The 25,882-nt window shown below is 66.8% G+C and carries 24 protein-coding genes; 16 read left to right on the forward strand and 8 right to left on the reverse strand.

The features are described 5' to 3' along the window. The first annotated feature begins 42 nt into the window (after nucleotides 1–42). Nucleotides 43–435, forward strand: a complete 393-nt coding sequence (arr, locus tag ACFSX5_RS12935; protein WP_386833958.1) for an NAD(+)--rifampin ADP-ribosyltransferase — start codon at nucleotides 43–45, stop codon at nucleotides 433–435. On the opposite strand, the gene moaB is transcribed toward arr, so the two are convergent. The 3 genes from moaB to ACFSX5_RS12950 form a co-directional block, all read right to left on the reverse strand. Continuing rightward, the gene (gene moaB / locus ACFSX5_RS12940; RefSeq protein WP_386833960.1) at nucleotides 432–968 is read right to left on the reverse strand and encodes a molybdenum cofactor biosynthesis protein B; all 537 of its coding nucleotides are present in this window, start codon (nucleotides 966–968) and stop codon (nucleotides 432–434) included. The two genes, arr and moaB, sit on opposite strands and share 4 nt — an antisense overlap. Continuing rightward, complete coding sequence (locus ACFSX5_RS12945) at nucleotides 946–2,256, reverse strand: MFS transporter (RefSeq protein ID WP_386833962.1); 1,311 nt, start codon at nucleotides 2,254–2,256, stop codon at nucleotides 946–948. The genes moaB and ACFSX5_RS12945 overlap by 23 nt, the downstream gene beginning before the upstream one ends. Nucleotides 2,257–2,379: 123 nt before the next feature. Next, nucleotides 2,380–3,174, reverse strand: coding sequence for a uracil-DNA glycosylase (locus ACFSX5_RS12950; RefSeq protein ID WP_386833963.1), 795 nt, complete (start codon nucleotides 3,172–3,174; stop codon nucleotides 2,380–2,382). A gap of 66 nt (nucleotides 3,175–3,240) precedes the next feature. Here ACFSX5_RS12950 and ACFSX5_RS12955 point away from each other — a divergent pair, with 66 nt between their 5' ends. The 3 genes from ACFSX5_RS12955 to ACFSX5_RS12965 all read left to right on the forward strand — a co-directional run bounded on the left by ACFSX5_RS12955 (nucleotide 3,241) and on the right by ACFSX5_RS12965 (nucleotide 7,620). Beyond that, the gene (locus tag ACFSX5_RS12955) at nucleotides 3,241–4,893 is read left to right on the forward strand and encodes an electron transfer flavoprotein-ubiquinone oxidoreductase (RefSeq protein WP_386833964.1); all 1,653 of its coding nucleotides are present in this window, start codon (nucleotides 3,241–3,243) and stop codon (nucleotides 4,891–4,893) included. 96 nt (nucleotides 4,894–4,989) lie between these two features. Continuing rightward, nucleotides 4,990–6,726, forward strand: a complete 1,737-nt coding sequence (locus tag ACFSX5_RS12960; RefSeq protein WP_386833966.1) for a tetratricopeptide repeat protein — start codon at nucleotides 4,990–4,992, stop codon at nucleotides 6,724–6,726. 6 nt (nucleotides 6,727–6,732) lie between these two features. Further along, nucleotides 6,733–7,620 carry a 4-(cytidine 5'-diphospho)-2-C-methyl-D-erythritol kinase gene (locus ACFSX5_RS12965; protein WP_386833968.1) on the forward strand — a complete coding sequence of 296 codons (888 nt, stop codon included), beginning with the start codon at nucleotides 6,733–6,735 and terminating at the stop codon, nucleotides 7,618–7,620. Here the strand turns inward: ACFSX5_RS12965 and ACFSX5_RS12970 are convergent. After that, nucleotides 7,614–8,639 (reverse strand): polyprenyl synthetase family protein, encoded by a 1,026-nt coding sequence (locus ACFSX5_RS12970; RefSeq protein WP_386833969.1) that lies wholly within the window; start codon nucleotides 8,637–8,639, stop codon nucleotides 7,614–7,616. The two genes, ACFSX5_RS12965 and ACFSX5_RS12970, sit on opposite strands and share 7 nt — an antisense overlap. Nucleotides 8,640–8,776: 137 nt before the next feature. On the opposite strand from ACFSX5_RS12970, the gene ACFSX5_RS12975 reads away from it, so the two are divergent. From ACFSX5_RS12975 to rmuC, 9 genes are all read left to right on the forward strand, one after another. After that, nucleotides 8,777–9,496: a tRNA1(Val) (adenine(37)-N6)-methyltransferase gene (locus ACFSX5_RS12975; RefSeq protein WP_386833970.1), complete on the forward strand. Its 720-nt coding sequence runs from the start codon at nucleotides 8,777–8,779 to the stop codon at nucleotides 9,494–9,496. A 51-nt stretch (nucleotides 9,497–9,547) separates the two neighbouring features. Next, nucleotides 9,548–10,393, forward strand: coding sequence for a S49 family peptidase (locus tag ACFSX5_RS12980; RefSeq protein ID WP_386833972.1), 846 nt, complete (start codon nucleotides 9,548–9,550; stop codon nucleotides 10,391–10,393). Next, a complete protein-coding gene (locus tag ACFSX5_RS12985; protein WP_386833973.1) occupies nucleotides 10,390–10,629 on the forward strand; it encodes a hypothetical protein in 240 nt (79 codons plus the stop codon). The genes ACFSX5_RS12980 and ACFSX5_RS12985 overlap by 4 nt, the downstream gene beginning before the upstream one ends. 92 nt (nucleotides 10,630–10,721) lie before the next feature. Further along, complete coding sequence (locus ACFSX5_RS12990) at nucleotides 10,722–11,624, forward strand: glycine--tRNA ligase subunit alpha (RefSeq protein ID WP_386835644.1); 903 nt, start codon at nucleotides 10,722–10,724, stop codon at nucleotides 11,622–11,624. Nucleotides 11,625–11,715: 91 nt separating this feature from the next. Next, nucleotides 11,716–12,273 carry a LemA family protein gene (locus ACFSX5_RS12995; protein ID WP_386833974.1) on the forward strand — a complete coding sequence of 186 codons (558 nt, stop codon included), beginning with the start codon at nucleotides 11,716–11,718 and terminating at the stop codon, nucleotides 12,271–12,273. Between the two features lie 6 nt (nucleotides 12,274–12,279). After that, complete coding sequence (locus tag ACFSX5_RS13000) at nucleotides 12,280–14,178, forward strand: DUF2207 domain-containing protein (RefSeq protein WP_386833975.1); 1,899 nt, start codon at nucleotides 12,280–12,282, stop codon at nucleotides 14,176–14,178. Between the two features lie 66 nt (nucleotides 14,179–14,244). Next, a complete protein-coding gene (gene glyS, locus ACFSX5_RS13005; RefSeq protein WP_386833976.1) occupies nucleotides 14,245–16,269 on the forward strand; it encodes a glycine--tRNA ligase subunit beta in 2,025 nt (674 codons plus the stop codon). Nucleotides 16,270–16,329: 60 nt separating this feature from the next. Beyond that, on the forward strand, nucleotides 16,330–17,316 hold the full coding sequence (locus tag ACFSX5_RS13010; protein WP_386833977.1) for a DUF808 domain-containing protein: 987 nt from the start codon (nucleotides 16,330–16,332) through the stop codon (nucleotides 17,314–17,316). A gap of 125 nt (nucleotides 17,317–17,441) precedes the next feature. After that, nucleotides 17,442–18,914, forward strand: coding sequence for a DNA recombination protein RmuC (gene rmuC / locus ACFSX5_RS13015; RefSeq protein WP_386833978.1), 1,473 nt, complete (start codon nucleotides 17,442–17,444; stop codon nucleotides 18,912–18,914). Between the two features lie 311 nt (nucleotides 18,915–19,225). On the opposite strand, the gene rnhA is transcribed toward rmuC, so the two are convergent. Genes rnhA through ispH form a run of 3 tightly spaced genes read right to left on the reverse strand, consistent with a single transcriptional unit; the run spans nucleotide 19,226 to nucleotide 21,187 of the window. Beyond that, nucleotides 19,226–19,696, reverse strand: a complete 471-nt coding sequence (gene rnhA / locus ACFSX5_RS13020; RefSeq protein ID WP_386833979.1) for a ribonuclease HI — start codon at nucleotides 19,694–19,696, stop codon at nucleotides 19,226–19,228. Then, entirely contained in the window at nucleotides 19,689–20,219 is a 531-nt protein-coding gene (locus tag ACFSX5_RS13025) for a GNAT family N-acetyltransferase (protein WP_386833981.1), read from the reverse strand. The genes rnhA and ACFSX5_RS13025 overlap by 8 nt, the downstream gene beginning before the upstream one ends. Beyond that, nucleotides 20,216–21,187 (reverse strand): 4-hydroxy-3-methylbut-2-enyl diphosphate reductase, encoded by a 972-nt coding sequence (ispH, locus tag ACFSX5_RS13030; protein ID WP_386833983.1) that lies wholly within the window; start codon nucleotides 21,185–21,187, stop codon nucleotides 20,216–20,218. Before ispH ends, ACFSX5_RS13025 begins: the two co-directional genes overlap by 4 nt. Before the next feature lie 60 nt (nucleotides 21,188–21,247). On the opposite strand from ispH, the gene ACFSX5_RS13035 reads away from it, so the two are divergent. The 3 genes from ACFSX5_RS13035 to ACFSX5_RS13045 all read left to right on the forward strand — a co-directional run bounded on the left by ACFSX5_RS13035 (nucleotide 21,248) and on the right by ACFSX5_RS13045 (nucleotide 25,429). Then, nucleotides 21,248–23,575: a putative PEP-binding protein gene (locus ACFSX5_RS13035; protein ID WP_386833985.1), complete on the forward strand. Its 2,328-nt coding sequence runs from the start codon at nucleotides 21,248–21,250 to the stop codon at nucleotides 23,573–23,575. 75 nt (nucleotides 23,576–23,650) lie between these two features. Then, nucleotides 23,651–24,208, forward strand: a complete 558-nt coding sequence (locus ACFSX5_RS13040; protein ID WP_386833987.1) for a hypothetical protein — start codon at nucleotides 23,651–23,653, stop codon at nucleotides 24,206–24,208. A 240-nt stretch (nucleotides 24,209–24,448) separates the two neighbouring features. Next, nucleotides 24,449–25,429: a cell wall hydrolase gene (locus tag ACFSX5_RS13045; RefSeq protein WP_386833989.1), complete on the forward strand. Its 981-nt coding sequence runs from the start codon at nucleotides 24,449–24,451 to the stop codon at nucleotides 25,427–25,429. Here the strand turns inward: ACFSX5_RS13045 and ACFSX5_RS13050 are convergent. Continuing rightward, nucleotides 25,426–25,878: a hypothetical protein gene (locus ACFSX5_RS13050; protein WP_386833991.1), complete on the reverse strand. Its 453-nt coding sequence runs from the start codon at nucleotides 25,876–25,878 to the stop codon at nucleotides 25,426–25,428. The genes ACFSX5_RS13045 and ACFSX5_RS13050 overlap by 4 nt on opposite strands. Between the last annotated feature and the right edge of the window lie 4 nt (nucleotides 25,879–25,882).

The raw sequence follows: 25,882 nt of genomic DNA on the forward strand, positions 1-25,882 counted from the left end.
CGCAGTAGGTTCGCCGTCCATCCAACAGCCAGGAGCGACGCGATGACGGATCCGGTATTCTACCACGGCACCAAGGCGAAACTGCAACCGGGCGACCTGCTGGTGCCCGGCTATCGGGCGAATCTTGGCGGTCACCAGGCCGCGTGGATCTATTTCAGCGCTACGCTGGAGGCTGCGGTCTGGGGTGCCGAACTGGCGCAGGGCGAAGGGCGCGGCCACATCTATATCGTCGAGCCGACGGGCCCATGGATGGATGATCCAAACCTCACCGACAAGAAGTTCCCGGGCAACCCAACCAAGTCCTACCGCTCGCAGCAGCCGTTGCGGATCGTTTCCGAACTGATGGACTGGGAGGGGCATCCGCCCGAGCAACTGGCGGCCATGCGCGCCGGCATCGAGCGGCTGATGCGCGAGGGCGCCGAGATCATCAACTAGCGTTCAGAAAGCCGCGGCATCAGCTCGACGAAATTGCACGGCTTGTGCCGGTAGTCGAGCTGATGGCTGAGGATGCCTCCCCAGGCGTCGCGGCAGGCGCCGCGGGAGCCGGGGAGGCAGAACACGAAAGTGGTGCCGATCAGCCCGGCCGTGGCGCGCGACTGCAGCGAGGACGTGCCGACGGTGGTCGCCGAGTACTGGTGGAACAGCACCGAAAAGCCGTCCATGCGCTTGTCGAACAGGGGCTCAATTGCTTCGGGCGTCACGTCGCGGCCGGAAAAGCCGGTGCCGCCGGTGGTGAGAACGACGTCGACCGCCGGGTCGGCGACCAGGGTCTGGACAGCCTGGCGGATGAGCTGGATGTCGTCGCGGATCACCTGCCGGCTGTGGCAGGTGTGACCGTCCGCCTCGAGCAGCGACTTGAGCAGGGCGCCGCCGGTGTCGGTCTCGAGCGTGCGGGTGTCGGACACGGCGACGACGGCGATGGAAAGCGGCTTGAAGCTGCGGTCCTCAAACCGGTCGGTCTTGAACATCGCCCGCGTCCTTTGTGGCCAAGAGTTCTTCCGGAACCGGAGCTTCGTGCTCCACCGGAATGTCCTCGTCATCACTACCAGAGCGCGGATCGAGCACAACGCTTTCCTGCGTCGGCCGGTCGGTGGTCATCGGCTGGAACGGGGCGCGGGACTCGGGGCTCCGGCGGATCTGCATGCGGAGATATGCGGTAACGGCGAGGGCACCGTGGAAGGTGGCGGTGACCACGAACAGCCCGACGGGCGACCAGCCCATGAGGAGAGAGGCGACCGCAGGGCCGACGGCAAGGCCCACACCGAGCACCAGCAGCATGCCGCCGGCCACCTTGGCGAAGTCGCCCTTGGCGAAGTCGTTGGCGTGGGCGACGGCGATGGCATAGAGCGGGTTCGCGGCAAAGCCGTAGGCGGCGAACAGCACGTACATGAGCCAGCCGGGACCGGGATTGATCAGCACAGTCACGAGACCGACGACTGCCGCAAAGCTGGCAAGGCCGATCATGACGATCCGGCGGTCGATGCGGTCGGAGAGACGACCAGCCGGCACCTGCGCCAGGGCGCCGAGGATGGCGGCGACGGCGAACAACAGGGCAATGTCGCCGGCCTCGAGGCCCTGCGCGTAGCCATAGACCGGCGCCAGCGTGCCGAAGGCACCATTGGCCATGCCGCAGGAGAAGGCAGCGATCACCGCGATCGGGGAGGTGCGGTAGAGGAGGCCAAGGTCAAGCTTGGCCGAGGCGAGGGGGCGCGGCTGCGGCGTGGAGGTAAGCGCGGTGGGCAGCACCGCGCAGATGAAGCTGATGGCGCCGATCACGAAGGGGATGTAGCCGGCAGTGCCGGTGATCGACATGGCCAACTGCCCCAGCGTCGAGGAGGCCATGTTGATGGTGACATAGATCGAAAACACCGTGCCGCGGCTGCGGTTGTCGGCGACCTCGTTGAGCCAACTCTCGACGATCATCGCCGCGCCGGCAAAGCAGAAGCCGGACAGGGCGCGGAGCAGGATCCAGCCAATATCCTGGATCCACAAGAGGTTGAGCAGGATGGTGACGGTGCCGATGGCCGCCATCACCGAGAAGGCGCGGATATGGCCGACATTGCGCACGATCATCGGCACGGCGATGGAGCCGGCGACGAACCCCACCGACCAGCCGGTGCCGATCAGCCCGAGCGCTGTCAGCGAGAACCCTTCCTCGGCGCCACGGACGGAGAGGAGCAGGCCCTGTAGCCCGCCGCCGAACATGAGCAGGGCCGAGCCAAGGAACAGGGCATAGATCTTGATGACGGAGGCCATGACGCTATGGGTCCGGGGTAGACTGAAGGCAGAGGTGCAAATCACCCAACGGTGGCATTAGGGCGGCGTTCCCGCTCCAGGGCAAGGGAATATCGCCCCGGCACTGTCCGAAGGCCTCCGGCTTCAACCGATCCCGAGTTCGTCGAGTTTGAGCCTGAAGCTCAGCAGGTCGCGCCAGGCTTGTTGTTTGGCGGCGGGGTTGCGCAGGAGATAGGCGGGGTGGAGGGTCGGCATGGCGTCGGCCTGGTGCTGGCCGATGGTGACGGTGGACCAGCGGCCGCGCATCTTGATGATGCCGGCGGTGGTGGAGAACACCGTCTGCATGGCGGGGCCGCCAAGGGTCATGATCACCTTGGGCGCGACCAGTTCCACCTGCCGCTGCAGGAACGGCAGGCAGAGCGCTGCTTCCTCGGGGGTGGGCGCGCGGTTGCCGGGCGGGCGCCAGGGGACTGTGTTGGCGATATAAACCTTGGTGCGGTCTAGGCCGATGGCGGCGAGCATACGGTCGAGCAACTGGCCGGAGCGGCCGACGAAGGGCTTGCCCTGCCGGTCTTCCTCGGCGCCGGGGGCTTCGCCGATCAGCATGATCTCGGCTTCCGGATTGCCGTCGGCGAAGACCAGTTGGGTTGCTCGCAGCTTGAGCCCGCAGCCGTCATAAGCGCCGAGGATTTGCTGCAGCTCCGGCAGGGTCTGCGCGGAGGCGGCGAGGCGCCGGGCTTCCGCCGGGTCACTGCCGATGGAGAGAAGGTTGACCGGCGGCGCCGCGTTTTCCTGCGGTGGCGCGGCCGGTGTGGGCCGGGGACGCACGGCGAAGCGGTCGACCGGCTCGTCGCCGACGGCAATGTCGACGCCGGCGGCTCGATACCAGTCGAGCACGGCGAGCAGCTCGTCGTGATTTAGCGGTCGCGTCTCGGACATGAGTTCTGTTATGTCACACCCCGTTCGGCCCGGCCAGCGTTCGGGCGATGAGGACCGCACAAACCCATGGCAGAAGCCGGCTCGCGCGAGACAATCGAAACGGACGTCGTGATCGTCGGCGCCGGTCCCGCTGGCCTGTCGGCGGCCATCCGCCTGAAGCAGCACCATCCGCATCTGTCGGTGACGGTGGTGGAGAAATCGGCAGAACTCGGCGGCCATATCCTGTCGGGCGCGGTGATGGATCCGGTGGGACTCGACGCGCTGATCTCGGACTGGCGGCTGAAGGGCGCGCCCGTGGGGCCCGATGTCACCCGCGACACCTATCACTATCTCACGGCCAAACGCGATTTCTCGCTGCCGCACGCGCTGGTGCCGCCGCAGATGCGGACGCCGGGCGCAGTGATCGTCAGCCTGGGACGGCTGGTGCAGTGGCTTGGGGAACAGGCGACGGCGCTCGGCGTCGACATCTTCCCGATGACCGCAGCGGTCGACGTGCTCGGCACCGAGCGCGGACCGGTCCGGGGCATCATCACTGGCGATCTCGGCCGTGACCGCGCAGGAGAGCCAAAGCCCGGCTTTGCCGAGGGGATTGCCCTCAAGGCCAAGTACACGCTGATCGCCGAAGGCGCGCGTGGCTCACTGGCGAAGCGCGTGATCCGTTCGCATTCGCTGGAGCGCCAGCCGCAGAAATATGGCCTCGGCATCAAGGAAGTGTGGGAGATCCCCGCCGACCGGCACCGCCCGGGGCAGGTGGATCACTATCTCGGCTATCCCTTGGAAGACAGCACGGCCGGCGGCGGCTTCGTCTACCATGCCGAGGATCGGAAGCTCTATGTCGGGCTGGTCACCTATCTCGACTACGAGGATCCCACTCTTTCTCCGTTCGACGAGTTCCAGCGCTTCAAGCAGCACCCGGCGATGGCGCCACTGCTCGAGGGTGGCACGCGGGTGAGCTATGGCGCCCGGGTGGTGACCGCGGGCGGGTGGCAGTCGATCCCCACGCTGGCCTTCCCGGGCGGCGGGCTGATCGGATGCTCGGCGGGGTTCATGAACGCGCCGCGCCTCAAGGCCATTCACAACGCGATTCTGTCGGGGATCGGCGCCGCGGACGCCGTGGGTGAAGCCATCGCCAACGGGCGTGAGCACGATCTGATCGCCGATTTCGGCCACCGAGTCATGCAGACCGGTATTGCCGACGAGCTGATCGGCGTGCGCAACGTCAAGCCGCTGTGGAGCCGGTACGGCACGCTGCTGGGCGCGCTCGCCAGTGGGATCGACCTCTGGCGTTCGGCGATCTTCTCGCGCTCGCCCCATCGGGGCACGACGCTTGACCATAGCGGCCCGGATCACGCCAAGCTGCGGCCCAAGGGCAAGAAACCGGGACGGCAGTATGCAAGGCCGGACGGCAAGCTGACCTTCGACCGCAACAGTTCGGTGTTTCTCGCCAACATCGCCCACGACGAAGACCAGCCGGTGCATCTGGTGCTGGCCGATCCCACGGTGCCGATCCGTGAGAACCTGCCGCGCTACGGCGAGCCGGCACCGCTCTACTGCCCGGCAGGGGTCTATGAAGTAGCAGAGGAGGGCGGCGAGCCGGTGTTCCGTATCCACGCTGCCAATTGCGTGCACTGCAAGACTTGCGACATCAAGGATCCGGCGCAGAATATCACCTGGGTTCCGCCCGAAGGCGGGAGCGGTCCGAACTACTCGGGCATGTAGCCGATCACGCCATTTGGCGTGCGCTTGCGGCGCAGTCGCAAAACAGACAATGTCTGCCGTCAAATCGGGCCTTGCGGCCAAGGAGACCTCGACCCCGTGACATCGCTTCGCACTCGCCTCTCGCGCCTTTCCCTCACGGCTCTTCTGCTGGTTGGCCTGGCGCTGCCAACCGGGGCGCAGGAGGGGGCACTGGGGGTCAACGAGCAGCTCAAGCTGCTTGGTCTGCTGACCAATGCGCGGGTCTCGCCCACTGGCTCCTACATGGCGGGGCAGCAGGCGCTGAAAGACCTCAGGACCGACGAAGCCGCCCGGTACATGGCGGCCGCGGCGCAGGCCGACTGGGACAATCCCCTGCTGGTCGAACGCGCCTTCATCGCCCAGGCTGCCGATGGCCAGATCGCCGAGGCAGCCAAGACCGCCCGGCGCCTGCTGGAGCTCGAAACCGGCAACGAGCTGGCGCAGATGATCTCCGCCACAGAGGCGCTCAAGGAGCGCCGCTATACAGCTGCCGAGCAGCAGTTCGCCGAGATCAGCGTCGAGACATTCTCCGGCGTGACGGCAGCGATTCTGCGCGCCTGGGCCCTGATCGGGCTCGACCGCAAGGATGAGGCCGACGCCCTGCTCCAGGAGATCGGCGCCACCGGGCTCGACGACTTCCTGATCTTCCACCGGGCCCTGATGGCCGAGGCGGCGGGGGAAACCAAGAGTGCCATCCGGCTCGCTGGTCAGGCCTTCGAGAACGAGCCGAACGTGGCGCGCGTGACGCAGGTCTATGCCAGCATGCTGGCCAATGCCGGCCAGTTCGATGAAGCGGCGGACGTGATCGCCCAGTTCGAATCTCAGGGGCTGACCCATCCGCTGGTGACCGAAGTGAAGCAAGCGGTGGAAGAAGAACGCCGCCCCGGCATCTTCACCGCCAATGTCCAGATCGGTGCAGCGGAGATGTTCCATGGCCTCGGCGTTGCCCTGGCCCGCGATGGCAGCCCCGATATTGCCCTGGTGTTCCTGCGGCTCGGGCTCTACCTCGATCCCAAGGCCGACGTCATCGCGGTTGCTGTGGGCGAGGTGCTCGACCGGGTCGGGCAGGCGGAGGCGGCGAACCGCATCTACGAGTCCATCCCCAACGAGTCGCCGATGAAGCCGGCGGCAGTGGTGCGCTTTGCCCACAACCTGGACGTGCTGGGTGACGGGGAGGAGGCGCTGCGGCGGCTGGGCAACATCGTGGCGACGCGCCCCGACGATCTCGACGCCGTTTTCACCTATGCCGAACTGCTGCGCTTCGACGAGCAGTACGAGAAGGCCGCCGAAGCCTATACCAAGGCGCTCGAACTCACCGGCGGCAATCGCAACGGCGACTGGGCGATCTACTACACGCGCGGCATGTCCTATGAGCGCGCCAAGCAGTGGCCGAAGGCCGAGGCCGACTTCAAGCGGGCGCTGGAGCTCAATCCTGGCCAGCCGGAGGTGCTGAACTATCTCGGCTATAGCTGGATCGACATGGACATGAACCTCGAACCGGCGCTGGACATGATCGAGCAGGCAGTCGAGGCACGTCCGCAGGACGGATACATCATCGATTCGCTGGGCTGGGCCTTCTACAAGCTCGGTCGTATCGAGGATGCAGTGACGACGCTGGAACAGGCGGTGACGCTGCTGCCGAACGATCCCGAGCTCAACGACCATCTCGGCGACGCTTATTGGCAGGCGGGCCGGCGACTCGAGGCGAAGTTCCAGTGGACCATCGCCGCCGATGTCGACGAGGTCGGCAATGTGCGCGAGCGGGTGGCGGCCAAGCTCGCCAACGGGCTCAGCCAAGACGTCGCGAGCCAGTAAGCTCATATGGACGACGACGGGCTGTTTCAGGTCGCACCGGCCAAGGTGAACCTTGCGCTGCATGTCACCGGCCGCCGCGAGGACGGCTATCATGAGCTCGAGAGCCTCATCGCCTTTGCGGCCGTGGGCGATGAACTGCGGGCCGAACCAGCCGAGCGCGACAGCCTGACGATCGCGGGCCCCTTCGCCGACGGACTGAGCGGTGGCGAGACCAATCTGGTCAACCGCGCCGTTGCCGCCTTTCGGGCGCGCTGGCCCGATGCGGTGGAGCCGCTGGCGCTGACTCTGACCAAGAACCTGCCGGTTGCCTCCGGGATCGGCGGTGGTTCGGCCGACGCGGCCGCGGCGCTGCGGCTGATGGCAGCACGTGCGGGTTTGCCGCCGGCCTCTGCGGAATTGCAGCAACTGGCCCTCCGGCTCGGCGCCGATGTGCCGGCCTGCCTGCTGTCGCAACCTTTGGTGATGGGCGGGATCGGCGAGGAGCTGCAGGTGCTCCCGGCATTTCCGGACCTGCACATCGTGCTGGTCAATCCGCTGGTGGCGCTGGCGACGGCCGACGTGTTCCGGCGGCTGAGAGCGCATGACAACTACCCGCTGCCGGCGCTGCCCGAGCTGCTCACGCGCCCGGCGCAACTGGGGCTCTGGCTGACCGAGACCCGCAACGACCTGCAGCCGCCGGCGGTGAAGCTGGTGCCGGTCATTGGGGACATCGTCGAGGATCTTGCCGCAACGCCGGGCTGCATGCTGGCGCGGATGTCCGGCTCAGGGGCAACCGTGTTCGGTCTGTTCGGGTCGGAAGGGCAGGCGCATCAGGCGGCGCAATCGGTCCGCGAGCGCAACCCGGAGCACTGGGTGGCGGCCGCGCCGCTGCTGACGGCCGGAGCGGCTCAGTAGGCGCGCGACACGCTGTATTCGACAACGTCCGCCAGCAGCGTCTGCATGTCGGACGCCGGCAGCGCCTCGAGCGCGCGCTGGGCCGCGCGGGCATGGACGCGGGCCTGGTCGAGCGTGCGGCTGAGAGCGCGGTAGCGGTTCATGATCGCGACTACGGCGCTGACCTGATCGGCCGTGGCGTCGGGATCGCCAAGAGCGGTGGTGATGGTCTCTCGTTCTTCGGCGGTGCCTTCGGCCAGCGCCAGGATCACCGGCAGCGTCATCTTGCCTTCGCGCAGGTCGTCACCGGTGTTCTTGCCGAGCGTGCCGGCCTGGCCCCCATAGTCGAGAACGTCGTCGACAAGCTGGAAAGCGATGCCGAGTTCGAGCCCGTACTGGCTCAGCGCCTGGCGGCCGGCGGTGTCGGCGCCACCGGAGATGGCGCCCACCTGGCACGCGGCCTCGAACAGCACTGCGGTCTTGGCGCGGATCACTTCGGAATAGTCGGCCGGGCTGGTGCTGACGTCGCCGGTCTTGGCGAGCTGCAGCACTTCGCCTTCCGCCATCACGGCAGAGGCGGAGGACAGGACACCGAGCGAAACGATGTCGCCGGTCTCCACCATCATCATGAAGGCCTGGCCGAGCAGGAAGTCGCCGACGAGGATGGACGCCTTGTTGCCCCAGATCATGCGGGCGGCCGGCTTGCCGCGGCGCATGTCGCTCTCGTCGACCACGTCGTCGTGGAGCAGGGTGGCATTGTGCATGAACTCGACGGCGGCGGCGAAATTGATGGCGTTGCCGGTGCCCTTGCCGAACAGCATGGCCGAGGCGACGGTGAGCATCGGCCGAAGGCGCTTGCCACCGCTGTCGATCAGGTAGCGGGCGAGCTCAGGCACCATGTCCACATGCGATTGAGCACGGCTGAGGATCAGCTCGTTCACGCGGGCCATGTCCGGAGCCGTCGCCGCGACCAGCCGGTCGACGGGCGTCGCGACCGCGTCCTCTTTGATCTGGGTCAGAACTGACACCGTACCCTGCATCCTCGCTGCCGATGGGATAGCTGTTGAGCCGGCGGCCTCGGCACCTGTATGGTCGGCGCGAACCGGCCCCGCGCACGATGTCCCTAGACCAGCCCGAACCCGTTGTAAAATACCATTCCATAACGCGCGACGGCTTTTTGGGTGGCCGCCTCCAACTGTCGCAGCCGCGCCACGGCTTCCGGGCCGGGCTCGACAGCGTGCTGTTGGGCGCCGCGGTACGGGCCGGAACGGGGCGGCTGCTAGAACTCGGTGCCGGCGTGGGGACGGCGAGTCTGGTGGCGCTCGAGCTCGGCCGGGCCGGAAATGCGGTGCTGGCGGAGCGGGAGCCGCTGGCGCTCGAACTGGCGCGGGCCAATGTCGCGGAGAACGGGTTTTCGGAGCGGGCTGCGGTGGCCGCGGTGGATGTCGAGGCTTCGGCCGAGGTCCGGCGTAGCGCGGGGTTGACCGACAACGAATTCGACGCGGTGATCGCCAATCCGCCCTTCTTCGTGCTTGGCACGCTGGCGCCGGACGGAGGCAGGGCAGCGGCGCGGCACATGCCGGCGGACCGGCTGGCGCACTGGGCGCGGGTGGCGGCGGCAACGGCGCGGGCCGGGGGCGAGGTGATCTTCATCTATCCCGCCGAGCGGCTCGGGGCTTTGCTGGCCGCGCTGGAGCCGCGCTTCGGTGCGTTGGCGGTGCTGTCGCTGTCGCCGCGGCCGGGCGAGGCGGCCAGCCGGGTGCTGGTGCGCGGGAAGAAGGGGTCGCGGGCGCCGCTGACCCTGCTCGCGAGCCGCCCGTTGCACGGTGCCGATGGCCGTGCCTTTGCCCCCGAGTTCGATGACATCTTCCGTGGCAATGCCGCGCTCGACTGGTAAACCCGGGCGGGACCACCTAAATCTCGCCCACACAGGCTCAAGGGACAGGCGATGGCGGAACTGACCACCACACCAAGGCGCAACTGGCTGCAGCGGCTGACCGGCCGCGGTGGACCGATCATTCCGGTGGTGCGCCTGCATGGTGTGATCGCCGCCGAGCAGCGCCAGGGCCGGCTCAACATCGCCACGGTGGCGCCGCTGCTCAAGCGCGCCTTTGCCATCAAGTCGGCGCCGGCGGTGGCGATCGTCGTCAACTCGCCCGGTGGATCGCCGGTGCAGAGCCGGCTGATCAGCAAGCATATCCGCGACCTCGCCGACCAGAACGGCAAGCCGGTGCTGGTGTTCGTCGAGGATGCGGCGGCCTCCGGCGGCTATTTCATCGCTGTTGCCGGGGACGAGATCATCGTCGACCCAAGCTCCATCGTCGGCTCGATCGGGGTGATCATGGCCGGTTTCGGCTTTGTCGGAGCCATCGACAAGCTCGGCATCGAGCGGCGGGTGCATACGGCAGGCCGCAACAAGTCGACGCTGGACCCCTTCCTGCCGGAGAAACCCGAGGATGTGGAGCGCATCAAGCGCTTCGAACTCGACATCCACCAGGTGTTCATCGACCATGTGAAGGCCCGCCGCGGGGTGCGGCTCCGGGCTTCCGACGACGAACTATTCACCGGCGAGTGGTGGACCGGACTGCGCGGGGTGGAACTGGGGCTGGTCGACGCGATCGGCGACCTCCATGCGACGTTGCGCCAACGCTACGGAGACAAGGTGCAGCTCAAGGTGATCGAACCCAAGCGGAGCTGGTTCGGGCTGCCGCGGTTGAGCTTCGCCGCCGGTTGGTCGAATGAACTGGCCGCGACGGTCGAAGATCGCGCTGCCTGGGCACGGTTCGGGCTATGACCGCCATGCTGCTGCGCGTCATCATCCTCGCCATCATCGGACTGATCATCGTCTTCGGTGCCCGCCGCATCTGGCGCGACTGGCAGAAGAGCTTCAAGGCGGAGGACGAAGAGGTCCGCCGCCTCCGCCGCGAACGCGACCTGCGCGAACGCGAGCGCCCCGACGTCATCGACCTGGAGCAGGGGCCTGACGGCACCTATCGGCCGGGGCGAAAGGACGAGGACACGCGGCGGTGATCGGCAGTGTTGACCGGATGGGGCGCCGCCACTAGGGTCCGCCGCGTTTCCCTGCCCGGATTGTGTCGCCGATGTCGTCCCGCCCCGCTCACCTGGATCCGAAGAACTCGTTCCAGGGTCTGATCCTGACGCTGCAGAATTTCTGGGCGGCGCAGGGTTGCGTCATCCTGCAGCCCTACGACATGCAGATGGGCGCCGGTACTTTCCACACGGCGACGACGCTGCGGGCGCTCGGCCCGAAGCCGTGGAAGGCAGCCTATGTGCAGCCGAGCCGCCGGCCGACCGATGGCCGCTATGGGGAGAACCCGAACCGGCTGCAGCACTATTACCAGTTTCAGGTGATCCTGAAGCCGTCGCCGGACAACATCCAGGATCTCTACCTGCAGTCGCTGGCCGAGATCGGGCTCGATTCGCGCCTGCATGACATCCGCTTCGTCGAGGACGACTGGGAAAGCCCGACGCTGGGCGCCTGGGGTCTTGGCTGGGAGTGCTGGTGCGACGGCATGGAAGTGTCGCAGTTCACCTATTTCCAGCAGGTGGCGGGCTTCGAGTGTTCGCCGGTGCCGGGCGAGATCACCTATGGGCTCGAGCGGCTCGCCATGTATGTGCAGGGGGTCGAGAACGTCTACGACCTCAACTTCAACGGCCGCGAGGGCGCCGACAAGGTGACCTATGGCGAGGTGTTCCTGCAGAACGAGCGCGAAAGCTCGAAGTACAATTTCGAGGCCGCCGACACCGACATGCTGTTCCGCCACTTCGAGGATGCCGAGCGCGAATGCCGCGCCATCCTGGCGAAAGGCGCGGAAGCCAATCGCCAGACCATGGCGATTCCTGCCTATGAGCAGGTGATCAAGGCTTCGCACAACTTCAACATGCTCGATGCGCGCGGCGTCATTTCGGTGACCGAGCGGCAGAGCTATATCCTCAGAATTCGCGAGCTGGCAAAAGCTTGCGGCGAGGCGTGGCTGCAGACCGAAGGCGGCGGCGCCGAGTAGAAGCCGCCGGACTTTTCACTAAAAGTTGCAACGGCCCCGTGGCGGTGCGAGTGTCCGCTGCGGCGTCAATGCGGGCGAGGGAGCGCGCAACATGTTCGGCTGGATCATCCTAGGTGTCGTCGTTCTCGCGGCGCTCTATGCAGTCGTGCTTTACAACGGGCTGGTGAAGTCCCGGCAGATGGTCGAGGAGGGCTGGTCGGGGATCGACGTGCAGCTCAAGCGCCGTACCGACCTGATTCCCAATCTGCTCGAGACGGTGAAGGGCTATATGGGCCATGAGCGCGAGACGCTCGAGGCGGTGACCAATGCCCGGGCGGCAGCGACGAGCGCCGCTGCGGGCACGCCGGCGCAGCGCGCGCAGGCCGAAGGCCAGCTCTCGCAGGCGCTGGGTCGGCTGATCGCCACCGCCGAGGCCTATCCCGACCTCAAGGCCAGCACCAATTTCCTCGAGTTCCAGGCGGCGCTGCAGACCATAGAGGACGAAATCCAGATGGCGCGGCGCTACTACAATGGTGCGGTGCGCAACCTCAACGTGATGGTGGAGTCGGTGCCGTCGAACTTCATCGCCGGGCCGTTCGGTTTCCAGAAGGCCGAGTATTTCGAGCTCGAGAACCCCGCCGACCGGGCCGTTCCCAGCGTCAAGTTCTGAGCCGTGTTGCGGTTGCTGCGACTGGTTGTTGTCGCCCTGGCCGTCTTGGCGGCACCGGTGCTGGCACGCGAGGAGATCCGTTCTCTCGCCGCCGAGGTGACGCTGCGGCCTGACGGTTCGGTGCGGGTGGTCGAAACGGTCGACGTCAATGCCGAGCTGGTGGAGATCCGCCGCGGCATCTTTCGCGACATCTTCACCACTCAGCTCGACGACCACGGCAACAAGCTGCGCTCGGACATCGACGTCATCTCGGTGACCCGGGCAGGGCGGCCGGAGACGTTCCGCGTCGAGCGCATGGGCAATTTCCACCGGGTGTGGATCGGCGACCCGGAGCGGATGCTGAGCCCGGGCGAGCACCGCTACGTCATCACCTACACCATGACCGGCATGGCGCGGGAGTTCGAGGACCACGACGAACTCTACTGGAACGCCACCGGTCACTATTGGAATTTCCCGGTGCTCGAGTCGGTCGCCCGGGCAGTGCTGCCGAATGGCGCGGTGATCGAAGATCTCGTGGCCTATACGGGACCGGTCGGCTCGACCGAGCAGGCGGTGACGATCACCCGCGTTTCCGACACCGAGGCGATCTTCCGCACCGGGCGGGCACTGGGGCCGGGCGAGGGCATGACCTTCGCCGTCGCCTTCAACAAGGGCGTGCTGGTGGCGCCGACCGGGGTCGATGCGCTCCTGGCCTGGCTGTCGAGGCTGCGCGATGTGTGGCTGCCGGTGCTGGGGGTGGTGGCGGTGCTCGCCTATAACCTCACGGCCTGGAGCCGAGTGGGCCGCGACCCGCCCAAGGGCACGATCATCCCGCTGTTCCACCCGCCCAAGGGCTTCTCGCCGGCGCTGACCCACTATGTCCATCACTGGGGCTTTTCCAACAGCGGCTGGACGGCACTGACCGCGGCAATCTTCGACCTGGGGGTCAAGGGCCTGGTGCGGATCGACAACCCCGGCAAGACGCTGAAGGTGACCGCCACCGGGACGGCGCCGAACGAAAAGCTGCCGACGCCGGAGCAGGTCATCTACGATTTCGTCGAGAGCCGCGGCAGCTTCACCATAGACAAGGCCAATGGCGCCGACATCGCCAAGAAACGCCGCGATTTCGTCGCGGCCATCGAGGGCGAGAACCGGCAGGTCTGGTTCCGCAACAATACCGGTTTTGCCGTGCTGGGGTTCGTCATCGCCATCCTGGTGCTCGGCGCCATGGTGGTCTTCGACGTGCTGGAGCCGGAATGGCTGATAGCGGCTGCGGTGATCGGCATCATCCTTGGTGTCGGTGCAGGCGTGCTGCACAGCTTCTGGAACGGGCGAGGATTTGGCCGGGTGGTGCCGCTGATCTGGCTGGCCATCGTCGGCTTCAACTTCATCGGCATCGGGCTCGAAAGCTTCACCAGCATCACCATCAACACTGCGGCGGTCGCGGCGGCTTCGATCGTCCTGATCACCGTCGGCTTCGCGGTGCTGATGCGGGCGCCAACTATCCAGGGCCGCAAGGTCATGGACGAGATCGAGGGCTTCAAGCTCTATCTCGAGACGGCGGAGAAGGAGCGGCTCAACATCCTCGGCGAGCCGCCGCTGACCGTGGAGCGGTTCGAGCGCATCCTGCCCTATGCCATTGCGCTCGGGGTCGAGAAGCCGTGGTCGGACCATTTCGAGGCGGAACTGGGGCGCAATGCCGTGCCCGATGCCGAAGGCGGATACCGACCCAACTGGTATCGTGGCTCCTCCTTCTCGTCGGGGCGGCTCTCCAGCGCCATCACCTCGGCAACGACGGGCATGGCGGCGGCGATGGTCGCGGCACAACCGGTGCAGGCGAGTTCGTCCGGCTTTTCGGGCGGGGGTGGCGGTGGCGGCGGCTTCTCCGGCGGAGGAGGCGGTGGTGGTGGCGGCGGCGGCTGGTAGCCGCCATGGACATGCCCACCGCACCACGCTAACTAGTCGCCCACTCCTCTAGCCGGTTTCCCGCCCATGCCCGAACTGCTGCTCGAACTCTTCTCCGAGGAAATCCCCGCCCGCTTTCAGCGCCGTGCGGCCGAGGACCTCAAGAAGGCCGTCACCAACGCCATGGTCGATGCCGGGCTGCTGTACGAGGGTGCGCGCGCCTATGCGACGCCCCGCCGGCTGGCGCTGAGCGTGACGGGCGTGCCGGGCCGTTCGCCGGACACTCATGAGGAAAAGAAGGGCCCCAAGGTCGGCGCGCCACAGCAGGCGATCGACGGCTTTATGCGGTCGGCCGGGCTGACCTCGATCGATGAGGCCAAGGTCGAGAGCGACCCCAAGAAGGGCGACTTCTATGTCGCCCACATCCACCGGCCGGGTGCCGAAGCGCTGGACCTGCTGTCGGGCATCCTGCCCAAGGTGCTGGCGGAATTCCCCTGGGCCAAGTCGATGCGCTGGGGCTCGGGCAGCTTCAACTGGGTGCGGCCGCTGCGCGCCATCACCGCCACCTTCGGCAACGACAATGATGAGCCGGTGGTGGTGCCGTTCGCAACCAGCGAGATCGCGGCGGGGCAGACCACCTATGGCCACCGTTTCCTCGCGCCCGACGCCATTCGCGTGAAGCGCTTCGACGATTATGTCACGGCGCTGGAGCGCGCCAAGGTCGTGCTCGACCTCGACCGCCGCAAGGACATGATCCGCTCGGACGCCGAGCACCTGGCCTTCGCGCAGGGGCTGACCCTGATCGGGGACGAGGGGCTGCTCGAGGAAGTCGCCGGGCTGGTCGAGTGGCCGGTGGTGATGATGGGCTCGTTCGATCCCGACTTCCTCAAGCTGCCGGAGGAAGTGATCATTGCCACCATCCGCGCCAACCAGAAGTGCTTCTGCCTGCGCGACTCTTCCGGCAAGCTGGCGCCGAACTTCATCATCACCGCCAATACTGAGGCGGCCGATGGCGGTGCGGCCATCATCGCCGGCAATGAGCGGGTGATCCGCGCCCGCCTGTCGGACGCGGTGTTTTTCTACCAGGGCGACCTGGCGACGCCGCTCGAGCATGGCGTGCCCAAGCTCGAGGACACCGTGTTCCATGCCAAACTCGGCACCCAGTTCCAGCGCGTCGAGCGACTGGTGAAGCTGGCCGGCGAGATCGCCCCACTGGTAGGCGCCGATGTCGAGCGCGCCAAGCGCGCCGCCATGCTGGCCAAGGCCGACCTCGTCACCGGAATGGTCGGCGAGTTCCCCGAACTGCAGGGCCTGATGGGCCGCTATTATGCCACCGCGCAGGGCGAGCCGGCCGACATCGCCAATGCCGTGGAACAGCACTACAAACCACTCGGCCCGACGGATCGCGTTCCGACCGAGCCCGTCGCCATTGCCGTGGCACTGGCCGACAAGCTCGATCTGCTCACCGGCTTCTGGAGCATCGACGAGAAGCCGACCGGCTCGCGCGATCCGTTCGCGCTGCGCCGGGCTGCGCTGGGTGTGATCCGCATCATCACCGAGAACGGGCTGCGCTTCCCGCTCGAGGTCGACCCGGACCTTCTCGCCTTCTTCCACGACCGCTTGAAGGTGTCGCTACGCGACGCTGGCGCGCGACATGACCTCGTCGATGCGGTGCTGTCGTCGGACAGCAACGACATCCTGCAGATCACCCAGCGGGCCGAGGCACTGTCGACGCTGCTCTCGTCGCCGGACGGGCAGAACCTGCTCGCCGGCTATCGCCGCGCGGCCAACATCCTCGCTGCCGAGGAGAAGAAGGACGGCACCAGCTATCGTGGCGAAGTGGACCAGTCGCTGCTGGGTCTGGCCGAAGAGAAGTCGCTGACCTTCGCCGTGGACGCCGTGCATGCCGCGGTGACGAGCCATGTCGACCGCGACGACTACAAGGGCGCCATGACAGAACTTGCAACCCTGCGTGCGCCGGTCGATGCCTTCTTCGAGGCGGTGCTGGTCAACGATGCCGATCCGGCGGTGCGGGCGAACCGGCTGAACCTGCTGGCGCGGCTGCGCGACACCATGCATCTCGTTGCCGACTTCTCCAAGGTTGCCGGCTAGGAGGGAACCGGCGACCGGCCTCCGGCTTTCCGCGATGGACCTGTTGGAAGGATTTCGCTGATGGCTGTGGGCCTCTTGGCGCTGCTCGATGATGTTGCGGGGCTGGTGAAGGTGGCGGCGGCGTCGCTGGACGATGTTGCCGGGCAGGCGGCCAAGGCCGGCGTCAAGGCCGCGGGCGCGGTGATCGACGATGCTGCGGTCACGCCGAACTATGTGCAAGGGTTCGCTGCCGATCGCGAACTGCCGATCGTGGCGAAGATCGCCTGGGGCTCGGTCAAGAACAAGCTGCTGTTCCTGCTACCGGCGGCGTTGCTGATGAGCCTCTTTGCGCCCTGGCTGATCACGCCGCTGCTGGTGATCGGCGGCGCCTATCTCTGCTACGAGGGCGCCGAGAAGGTGTTCCATGCTTTGCTGCCGCATGAGGCAGAGGTGCACGAGGCCTCGCTCGAGCCGGTCGCCCTCGAACCGACGTCGCTGGAAGACGCCAAGGTGGCCGGCGCCATCAAGACCGACTTCATCCTGTCGGCCGAGATCATGACCATCATCCTTGCGGCCATCGAGGTGGACAGCCTCTGGTTCCGCACCGCGGTGCTCGCGGTTGCCGCGATCGGTATCACGGTGGCGGTCTATGGTGCGGTGGCGCTGATCGTGAAGGCGGACGACGCCGGCGTCTGGCTTGCCAAGCACGGCCGCACCCGCACCGGGCGCACCTTCGGGCGCGGTTTGGTCAAGGCCATGCCGGGATTCATGCGGGTGCTCGGCATTGTGGGTACGGCGGCCATGACCTGGGTCGGCGGCAGCATCGTCGCCCATGGGCTCTACGAATTCGGCTTCGACTGGCCCGAGCACGTCATCGAGGCGGCGGCGCACTGGGCCGAAGCAGCCTTCCCGGCGATCGCGGCGGTGGCCGGGTGGCTGGCAACGGCCGGTGTGGATTTCGTCTTCGGGCTGGCGCTGGGGGCGTTGCTGATCCCGGTGGCCGGCTATGTCATCGCGCCCCTGTGGCGGGCGGTCAAGGGCGTGCTGCCGAAGCGGAAGACTGCCTGAGCTGTGGAGCAGCGGCCAGCGCCGCTTGCGTCGGCGTTCCCATTATGTTCCGATAGGGCGATTCTGCGGAGGATCGCACCATCGACGCCCTGACCGAAATGCTCGCTGCGGCGGAAGCCGTGCCCTTGTCCAATCTTGTGCTGATCGCCATCGCCTTGAGTGCGCTGGCGCTGGTGTTTGCCGTGGTCGGTGCCTTCAGGCGCAGCGGCGGCAGCGACGCGACCCTGCGGCAGGCGCTGGATGCGCTGGTGGCAGGGCAGGAGCGGTTCGAGCGCTCGGTGGCCGACGCAATGCAGCGCAGCCGCCAGGAACAGGCGGAGGGTGCGCGGCACCTGCGCGAGGAGGTCAACGCCTCGATCCGCGTCCTGGCCGAAGGGCTGGCGCGGCAATCAGCCGAGCAGGCGCGCCAGCAGGGCGAAGCCAGCAAGGCGTTGGGCGAGACGGTGAAGACGTCGCTGGAAACATTCGGCGAGCGCGCACACCAGCAATCCCGCCAGCTCTTCGATATCCAGAAGCAGCAGCACGACAGCTTCGAGGCGCGGGTGCAGGCGCTGTCGGAGGCGCAGCGGCTCGGCAGCGAGGCCCTGCGAGGGGCGCTGGAGGCTCAGCTCAAGACCCTGCGCGACGAGAACACCGCCAAGCTCGAAGCCATGCGCATGACCGTCGACGAAAAGCTGCAGGGAACGCTGGAGCAGCGGCTGGGCGAGAGCTTCAAGCTGGTCAGCGAGCGGCTCGATGCGGTGCACAAGGGCTTGGGCGAGATGCAGACGCTCGCGACTGGCGTTGGTGACCTCAAGCGCGTGCTGACCAACGTCAAGGCGCGCGGCTCCTGGGGCGAGGTGCAATTGGGAAATCTGCTCGAGCAGATGCTGACCAAGGACCAGTATGTGGTCAACGCCGCCATGGCCGAGGGGAGCTCGGAGCGGGTCGAGTTTGCCATCAAGTTGCCGGGCGACGAGCAGCCGGTGTTCCTGCCGATCGATGCAAAGTTCCCGGTGGAGGATTATGAGCGGCTGCAGGCCGCCGCCGACGCCGGCGACGTCGACCAGGTCGAGATCGCCGCCAAGGCGCTCGAACGGCGGCTCAAGGATTCGGCGGCGACGATTGCCTCCAAGTACATCGTGCCGCCGCGCACCACCGACTTCGCCATCATGTTCCTGCCCACCGAGGGCCTCTATGCCGAGGCCCTGCGCCGGCCGGGCCTGGTGGACGAGTTGCAGAAGAAGCACCGCATCATCGTGGCTGGTCCGACGACGCTGACGGCGATCCTGTCGAGCCTGCAGATGGGCTTCAAGACCCTCGCCATCCAGCAGCGGTCGGGCGAAGTGTGGCAGGTGCTCGGGGCGGTCAAGGCCGAGTTCGGCAAGTTCGGCGATGTGCTGAGCAGCGTGAAGAAGAAGCTCAACGAGGCCTCCAATCACATCGAGAAGGCCGAAGTGCGCAGCCGGGCAATTACCCGCAAGCTGCGCGGGGTCGAGGAGTTGCCGGGAACCGAGGCGGTGGATCTGCTGGGCCAGTTCGAGGAAGACCTGGGCGATGCGGGTGAGGACGGCGACGGCAATGTGGTGAGCTCGGCCTTCCTGCACCGGGTGGGGTAGGGGTTCGGCAGGCGCTGTGCTGGTCCCCTCTCCCCTGAGGGGAGAGGGTTAGGGTGAGGGGTTCACCCTCACGGCAGGAACTCAGGCGCTTAACCCCTCACCCGCCGCTGCGCGGCGACCTCTCCCCTCAGGGGAGAGGTGAGGCAGGAGCTGGGATTCTCTGTGCGTAGGTGGTGCCCGCGACCTCGTGGTTCGACAAGCTAACCATGAGGTCTATGAGGGATTGAGCGCCTGCCTGGAGTGTCTCCGGCCCGCTGCACCGTCCTGGACCTCATCCTGAGCCTATCGAAGGACGAGGTCGCGGGCACCGCCTAAACCGGCGGCATCAGTTCGGCGCGTTTTTTCGGCTTGAACGGGGCCATGCCTTCGCGGGCGAGTTCGTCAGCGCGTTCGTTGAGGTCGTGGCCGGCGTGGCCCTTGACCCAGTGCCAGTTGATCTCGTGGCGCTGGGTGGCGGCGTCGAGCGCCTGCCAGAGCTCGACGTTCTTGACCGGCTTCTTGTCGGCGGTGCGCCAACCGTTGCGCTTCCAGCCGTGAATCCAGCCCTGCACGCCATTCTTGACGTACTGGCTGTCGGTGTGGAGTTCGACCTTGCACGGTCGGGTGAGCGCGTTCAGCGCCTCGATGGCGGCGGTGAGCTCCATGCGGTTGTTGGTGGTCAGCGCCTCGCCGCCCTTGAGCTCCTTGGTGTGCGGACCGAACTGGAGGATGGCGCCCCAGCCGCCAGGGCCGGGATTGCCCGAGCAGGCCCCATCGGTGTGGATGATGACCGCTTCAGACATCGGCCGCGGGCCGCTGATAGACGTGGAACTGGCACAGGAGCCCGCCGGGTTCCGTGTCGACATGGGTCGGGACCATGCCGATCTTGCGGAGGACGGCAAGCGAGGGCGCGTTGCGGGTGTCGGCGAAGCCGATGAAGTGAGTGGCGTCGGTTTCCCGGAAGATCCAGTCGCGGAGCGCCGCCGCCGCCTCGGTCGCATAGCCTTGCCCGTGATGTTCCTCGAACAGGGCGTAGCCTATCTCCGGCTCACCGGTGGGGGGATAGATTCCGTATCCGGCACGGCCGATGAAGGCGCCGTCGGACTTGCGGATGAGCCGCAGTTTGCCGAGACGACGGGTCTCGAACAGCTCGATCCAGCCGGCGAGCGCGGTTCGCGCCTTGTCATGGCTCCAAGGCTGGCCGTCGGCGCTGAGATAGCGGGCGACGGCCTCGGTGCCGTGCAGGCGGACGAGGTCGTCGAGCTGGTCCATGCGCCAGCCGGACATGACCAGCCGCTCGGTTTCGAGCAAAGTCAGGTCGGTCATCGAGCCACGGCGGTTTCGAGCGTGCGCAGTTCGCGCGGAATGTTGAAGGCGATGTTCTCGCGAGCGGTGACACGGGTCTCCACCTTGATGTCGTAGCGCTCGGCGAAGGCTTCGATCACCTCGTCAACCAGCGTCTCGGGCGCCGAGGCACCGGCGGAGACGCCGAGCGAGCGGATGCCTACGAGGCGGCTCCAATCGATCTCGGAGGCGCGGTCGACGAGCATGGCAACCTTGCAGCCCGAACGCTCCGCTACTTCCACCAGTCGCAGCGAATTGGAAGAGTTGGGCGAACCGACGACGATCATCGCGTCCACTTCCGGGGCAACGGCCTTGATGGCCTCCTGCCGGTTGGTGGTGGCGTAGCAGATGTCTTCCTTGTGAGGGCCGCTGACTGCGGGGAAGCGGGACTTCAGTGCGGCGACGATCTCGCGAGTGTCGTCGACTGAAAGGGTGGTCTGCGTGACGAAGGCGAGGGTTTCGGGGTTCTTCGGCGTGAAGACCATGGCATCGGCCACGGTTTCGATCAGCGTGATCGCGCCCTCCGGCAACTGACCCATGGTGCCGAGCACTTCCGGGTGGCCCGCATGGCCGATCAGGACGATCTCGCGGCCTTCGGCGAAATGGCGCTGCGCTTCCACATGCACCTTGCTGACCAGCGGGCAGGTGGCGTCGAGAAAGAACATGTTGCGCGTCTTGGCATCGGCGGGGACCGACTTCGGTACGCCATGGGCGGAGAACACCACCGGTGCCTCGGTGTCGGGGATCTCGCTCAGTTCCTCGACGAAAATGGCGCCTTTGGCCCTGAGTCCGTCGACCACGTACTTGTTGTGCACGATGGCATGGCGGACATAGACCGGCGCACCGTATTTCTCGAGGGCGAGCTCCACGATCTGGATGGCTCGATCCACGCCAGCGCAAAAACCGCGCGGGGCGCAGAGCAGAATGTCAAGGTGCGGCCGCTTTTCCATAGCAGTTCAGATGCTTTCCGCGCCCGGGCAAGTCAAGCCTTGTTGCAGGCGATGGGGCGCATGGGCAATATGCCCGCGAATTACGGCAAGGACCCGGCAGTGAGTTTGGCGCAGGAAATGTTCGCGATCGTCCCGGCAACGGGCAAGGCGAACCTGTCGGCAAGCCAGCTCAAATTGCTGAGCGGCAAGGCGCGCTGGATCTTCCGGGTCGGCGAAACCGGTTTCCCGACCGTTCCAACCATCGCCATCACCCGCGCCGCCTGGGAAGGGCTGCAGGCTGAGCGGCAGCGGCGCGACACCAAGCTGCGCACGCACTGGATCGCCTGTCTGTTCAAGCTGGTCGCCGACCCGTCCAAGCCGCCGCAACTGACGGTGCGCACCTCCGCCGGGGCGCACAATGGCGGCCTCATGCCGGCGCGGATCGGCATTCCGGCGCCGACGACCTCCGATGAATCCGTCGATCCGGGCAGCGCTCTCGGCAAAGCCATCCGCGAGGCGTTCGAGAGCTATGGCTTCGAGCGGAGCTGGGGCGGATCGCGTTCGTCGGAAGAGGAGCGCGCGCGACAGATCGTCCTGGTGCAGACCACGGCAGAAGGCGAACTCGAGCAGTTTTTGACGCGCCATGCCGTGACCGGCAAGCTGGGGCCGGCGCCGGCCGGTGGTGCACCGCTGCCGCGGCTGCCGGATTCGGTCGAAGCGCTGGTGCAACTGCTCGACGCCAAGTCGGGGCGGCACATGACCTGCCTCGTTGCGGTCGATGGCGGCAAGGTCACCTTCCTGTCAGCGCGGCCGATCCAGGCCTCGGCGGCGGCCGAACTCGAGGCGGCGGTGGATCGCGTGCAGCGCAAGGTCTGGACCGCCCACAATGCAGTGACGCGCGTCGACCCCACCCGCATCGCGCAATTGCTGCACCCCGGCATCCGCTCCACCGAGGGGATTTTGCCGATCGCGACGGGCCTCGGGGTTTCGCCCGGCGCGGCCAGCGGTGTGGTGGTGTTCACCGCCGAGGATGCGGCGCGCATGCGAGCCCGGTCCCGTCACTGCATCCTGGTGGTCAACGAGACCGGCCCGGCCGACATCGAAGGCATGAAGGCAGCCACCGGCATTCTCACCGCCCGTGGTGGCATGACCAGCCATGCCGGGGTGGTGGCACGCATTACCGGCAAGCCCTGCGTCGCCGGGGTGCGGACGCTGTCGGTGAATGCCGGCGAGATGGTGTGCCGCATCGGGGATCGCGAGTTCCGCACCGGCGACCGGCTGACCATCGATGGCAGCGACGGCTCCGTTTATGCGGGGGCGCTGCCGCTGGCGCAGCCGCATATCGGCGGTGCCATCGGCACGCTGCTCGGCTGGTCCGACGCCACGCGGCAGATCTCGGTGCGCACCAATGCGGAGACGGTGGAATCGGCGCTCACGGCCCTGAGTTTCGGGGCCGAAGGCATCGGGCTCGCGCGCAGCGAGCACATGTTCTTTTCGCCCGAGCGCATGGTGGCGCTGCGCCGCGTCATCCTCAGCGAAGACGAGGACGACCGTAGCCGCGCCATCAACGGCCTCGTCGACTACCAGACCGGTGACTATTCGGCGCTGTTTGCCACCATGCACGGCCGGCCGGTGACCGTGCGCCTGTTCGATCCGCCGCTGCATGAATTTCTGCCGCGCAGCGACGAGGACATCGAGGAGACGGCAGCGCAGCTCGGGCTTGCCGTCCGGGCGCTGCGGCTGAGGCTTGAGCGCATCGCCGAGGTCAACCCGATGCTCGGCCACCGCGGCGTGCGCCTAGCCATCACCTACCCCGAACTGCTGCAGATGCAGGTGCAGGCGCTGATGGCCGGGGTGCGCGAGGCGTCGGAACGCCAGAGCGAGCCGGTGGCCGTGGAGATCATGGTCCCGTTCGTCTCGACGGCCAGCGAGGTGGCCTGGGTGCGGGAGCGGGTGAATGCCATAGCCGCCAATTCGGGCCTCCTGCGCACTGATCGGGTGAAGCTCAGCTTCGGCACCATGATCGAGCTGCCGCGGGCGTGCCTGCGCGCCGGCGACATCGCCCACATGGTGGATTTCATCAGCTTCGGCACCAATGACCTGACGCAATCGACCTTCGGCATTTCCCGTGACGATGCTCCGACCTTCCTCGCCGCCTATCAGCGCAAGGGCATCTACGAGCGCGACCCCTTCGTCACCATCGACGAGAAGGGGGTGGGCGAAATGATCGGCATCGCCATCAGCCGCGGCCGGGCCGCCAACCCGACGCTCAAGATCGGCATCTGCGGCGAACATGCCGGCGACCCGACCTCGTTGCGCTACTTCTCGGGGCTCGGTGTCGACTATGTCAGTTGCTCACCCTATCGTGTCCCGGTCGCAAGGCTGACGCTGGCGCAGGCGTCTGCTTAACTGCGGGCAAGATGAGCCCTATATGAAGGGGACGAGGCCGCTGTTCCTGCGGCCGGGGGAAGGAGACGATCCGAGGTGAGAGTTCTGCCGGTTCTGCTGCTGGCGCCGATGCTTGCGGCACCCAGCCTGCCTGCCAGTGCCCAGACGGGTGTGTCGGCCTGCACGGCCATCGAAGACGATGCTGGCAGACTTGCCTGCTACGACGGATTGTTCCGCGACGCGCAGGCGGCGGCCGAAGGACTGAGCGCTGTACTGGAATCCGAGCAGTTGATCCCGGCCCGCCCCACCGGACGGGGACCGGCGACAATGACGGTGGCGTGCATCGAAGATGAGCTGACCGTCAGCTTCGCCTTTGCCGGCAATACCATGTCGGCTCTGGGACGGGACGCCGGCATTACGCTGCAATACGATCTGCAGGCGGCGCGCAGCCGTACCCTGCCGGTGAACGAGGACAACACCGCGCTGGTGATCGACAATACGCGCGATGCGGCGCAGTTCCTGGACGGGTTGGCCGGTGCCACCAACCTCACGGCACGGGTGACGCCTGTGAACTCGCGTTCGCTGTCGGTGCGCTTCCGGGTGGATGCCTTTGCGCCGGAGGCGGCGCATGTGCGGGCCGCCTGCGGCAGCTGAGTGCGACATATTCGCCGCTCCTCACGCTTGCCCCACCCCGGCCACGGTTCGCCCATCTACTGGTCAAAGTCGCCGTTTACGCGCTGCTAACCCTAATCAGACAACATTCTGATCGTCGGCATTTTAGCGTCACTTTGGCCGGCCAGTAGTGTTGTGTAGCGTTGAGTAGCGTTTATGGCCCATTCCACCCGGCCCGTGGTGCAGTCGCGCCCGGTCAGAGCGGTTCGCCGGCGGAGTCCCTTGTTCCGGTTGCTGGCGGCTGGGCTGGTCTCCGGCCTTGCCTATTCCGGACTGATGGCAGGTGGGATCGGATCGGGCACTGACCTGGTCGAAAACCTGCCGCGAACGGTGGAAGTGGCGTCGGCCAGCCTTGGCCCGGCAGAGCCCGCTCCCGTCTCGACCAACGCCTTCGATCACCTGTTCAGCGCTGCGGCCTTCAGCGGCCCCAACCGCGCCGCCAAGACCGACCGCTACCGGCCGCCGGTGGATGTGCTGGCCTTCGCCCAGAGCTTCGAGGAAACCCGGCTGCAACTGGCGGCGCTGCGGAAACCCGCTGATCCGACCGATCTTGCGCAGTCGCGGCTTGCTGCGGCCGAAGAGGCTGAGCCCGTTCAAGAGGGGCCGCGCATGTCGGTCGCTTCGATCAATCCGGCCGCGGCAGCCGCACTCGACGCCATTGCGGGCATTGCCCCGCCGATGGTCAGCGCCACCAATCCGGTGCCGCTGACGCCGTCCGAGCAATTGGCCTATGCCCGCGCCAACACCCCTGCGACTGGCGACTATGCCAGCGGCGAGGCGGTCGAAGTCTCGGATAAGGAACTCTGGTGCCTGTCCACGGCCATCTACTTCGAGGCGCGCGGCGAGAGCTATCGCGGCCAGGTCGCGGTGGCGCAGGTGGTGCTGAACCGCGTGAAGGATCATCGCTATCCCGACACCATCTGCGGGGTGGTCTACCAGAACCAGCATCGTCGCAATTCGTGCCAGTTCTCCTTCGCCTGCGACGGCATCCCCGAGAGCATCAACGACAACAAGTCATGGGCGCAGGCGCAGGATATCGCACGCCGCTATACGGCCGGCGAGCTCTACCTGACCGAGGTCGGCGACGCGACGCACTACCACGCCACCTATGTGCGGCCGGCCTGGGCCCCGCGCATGAACAAGGTCACCCAGATCGGGCTGCACGTGTTCTACAAGTTCAAGCGGGGCTGGCTCTTCGGTTAGCGGTTGACCGCCGCTCTCGAGATGTAGCGGAAGGAATCTCCGACCGTCACGGCGAAGGCGTTCCAGTGGCCGTCGCTCCAGTAGGCGAAGCGATTGGCGGGCTCGGCCGGTTCAACGCCGATGCCGGGATACTGGACGTGCCGGGAGGTCAAGCCGTCGCTGGAGTAGACGCCGGTTGCCGTGGTGGTGATGGTCACGTAGCTGACCCGACCGGCCTCGATCTTCTTGACCGAAGCGGTCGACAGCGGATCGGTTGAGACCCAATCCTCGTAGTCGACGAAGAACTCCCGATCGCCGAACCGCACCAGATTGTCGGTGTCGATCGCCGGTCCCGGCAATTCGTCGGCCGTCACCGACAGCACCCATCCCGGCCCGGTCGCCGCCAGGGCGGTGGCGCAGACGGCGCCCAAGGCCATTCCGAGCAACATGTGGCGATCCGGCGTGTTCATGGCA

Source organism: Devosia albogilva (assembly GCF_042685625.1).
GTDB classification, from domain to species: domain Bacteria; phylum Pseudomonadota; class Alphaproteobacteria; order Rhizobiales; family Devosiaceae; genus Devosia; species Devosia albogilva.

Coding starts and splice junctions, on each gene's coding strand:
- arr (WP_386833958.1), top strand. CDS start 43: ATGACGGATCCGGTATTCTACCACGGCACCAAGGCGAAACTGCAACCG.
- moaB (WP_386833960.1), bottom strand. CDS start 968: ATGTTCAAGACCGACCGGTTTGAGGACCGCAGCTTCAAGCCGCTTTCC.
- ACFSX5_RS12945 (WP_386833962.1), bottom strand. CDS start 2,256: ATGGCCTCCGTCATCAAGATCTATGCCCTGTTCCTTGGCTCGGCCCTG.
- ACFSX5_RS12950 (WP_386833963.1), bottom strand. CDS start 3,174: ATGTCCGAGACGCGACCGCTAAATCACGACGAGCTGCTCGCCGTGCTC.
- ACFSX5_RS12955 (WP_386833964.1), top strand. CDS start 3,241: ATGGCAGAAGCCGGCTCGCGCGAGACAATCGAAACGGACGTCGTGATC.
- ACFSX5_RS12965 (WP_386833968.1), top strand. CDS start 6,733: ATGGACGACGACGGGCTGTTTCAGGTCGCACCGGCCAAGGTGAACCTT.
- ACFSX5_RS12970 (WP_386833969.1), bottom strand. CDS start 8,639: ATGCAGGGTACGGTGTCAGTTCTGACCCAGATCAAAGAGGACGCGGTC.
- ACFSX5_RS12980 (WP_386833972.1), top strand. CDS start 9,548: ATGGCGGAACTGACCACCACACCAAGGCGCAACTGGCTGCAGCGGCTG.
- ACFSX5_RS12985 (WP_386833973.1), top strand. CDS start 10,390: ATGACCGCCATGCTGCTGCGCGTCATCATCCTCGCCATCATCGGACTG.
- ACFSX5_RS12995 (WP_386833974.1), top strand. CDS start 11,716: ATGTTCGGCTGGATCATCCTAGGTGTCGTCGTTCTCGCGGCGCTCTAT.
- glyS (WP_386833976.1), top strand. CDS start 14,245: ATGCCCGAACTGCTGCTCGAACTCTTCTCCGAGGAAATCCCCGCCCGC.
- ACFSX5_RS13010 (WP_386833977.1), top strand. CDS start 16,330: ATGGCTGTGGGCCTCTTGGCGCTGCTCGATGATGTTGCGGGGCTGGTG.
- rnhA (WP_386833979.1), bottom strand. CDS start 19,696: ATGTCTGAAGCGGTCATCATCCACACCGATGGGGCCTGCTCGGGCAAT.
- ACFSX5_RS13025 (WP_386833981.1), bottom strand. CDS start 20,219: ATGACCGACCTGACTTTGCTCGAAACCGAGCGGCTGGTCATGTCCGGC.
- ispH (WP_386833983.1), bottom strand. CDS start 21,187: ATGGAAAAGCGGCCGCACCTTGACATTCTGCTCTGCGCCCCGCGCGGT.
- ACFSX5_RS13035 (WP_386833985.1), top strand. CDS start 21,248: ATGGGCAATATGCCCGCGAATTACGGCAAGGACCCGGCAGTGAGTTTG.
- ACFSX5_RS13050 (WP_386833991.1), bottom strand. CDS start 25,878: ATGAACACGCCGGATCGCCACATGTTGCTCGGAATGGCCTTGGGCGCC.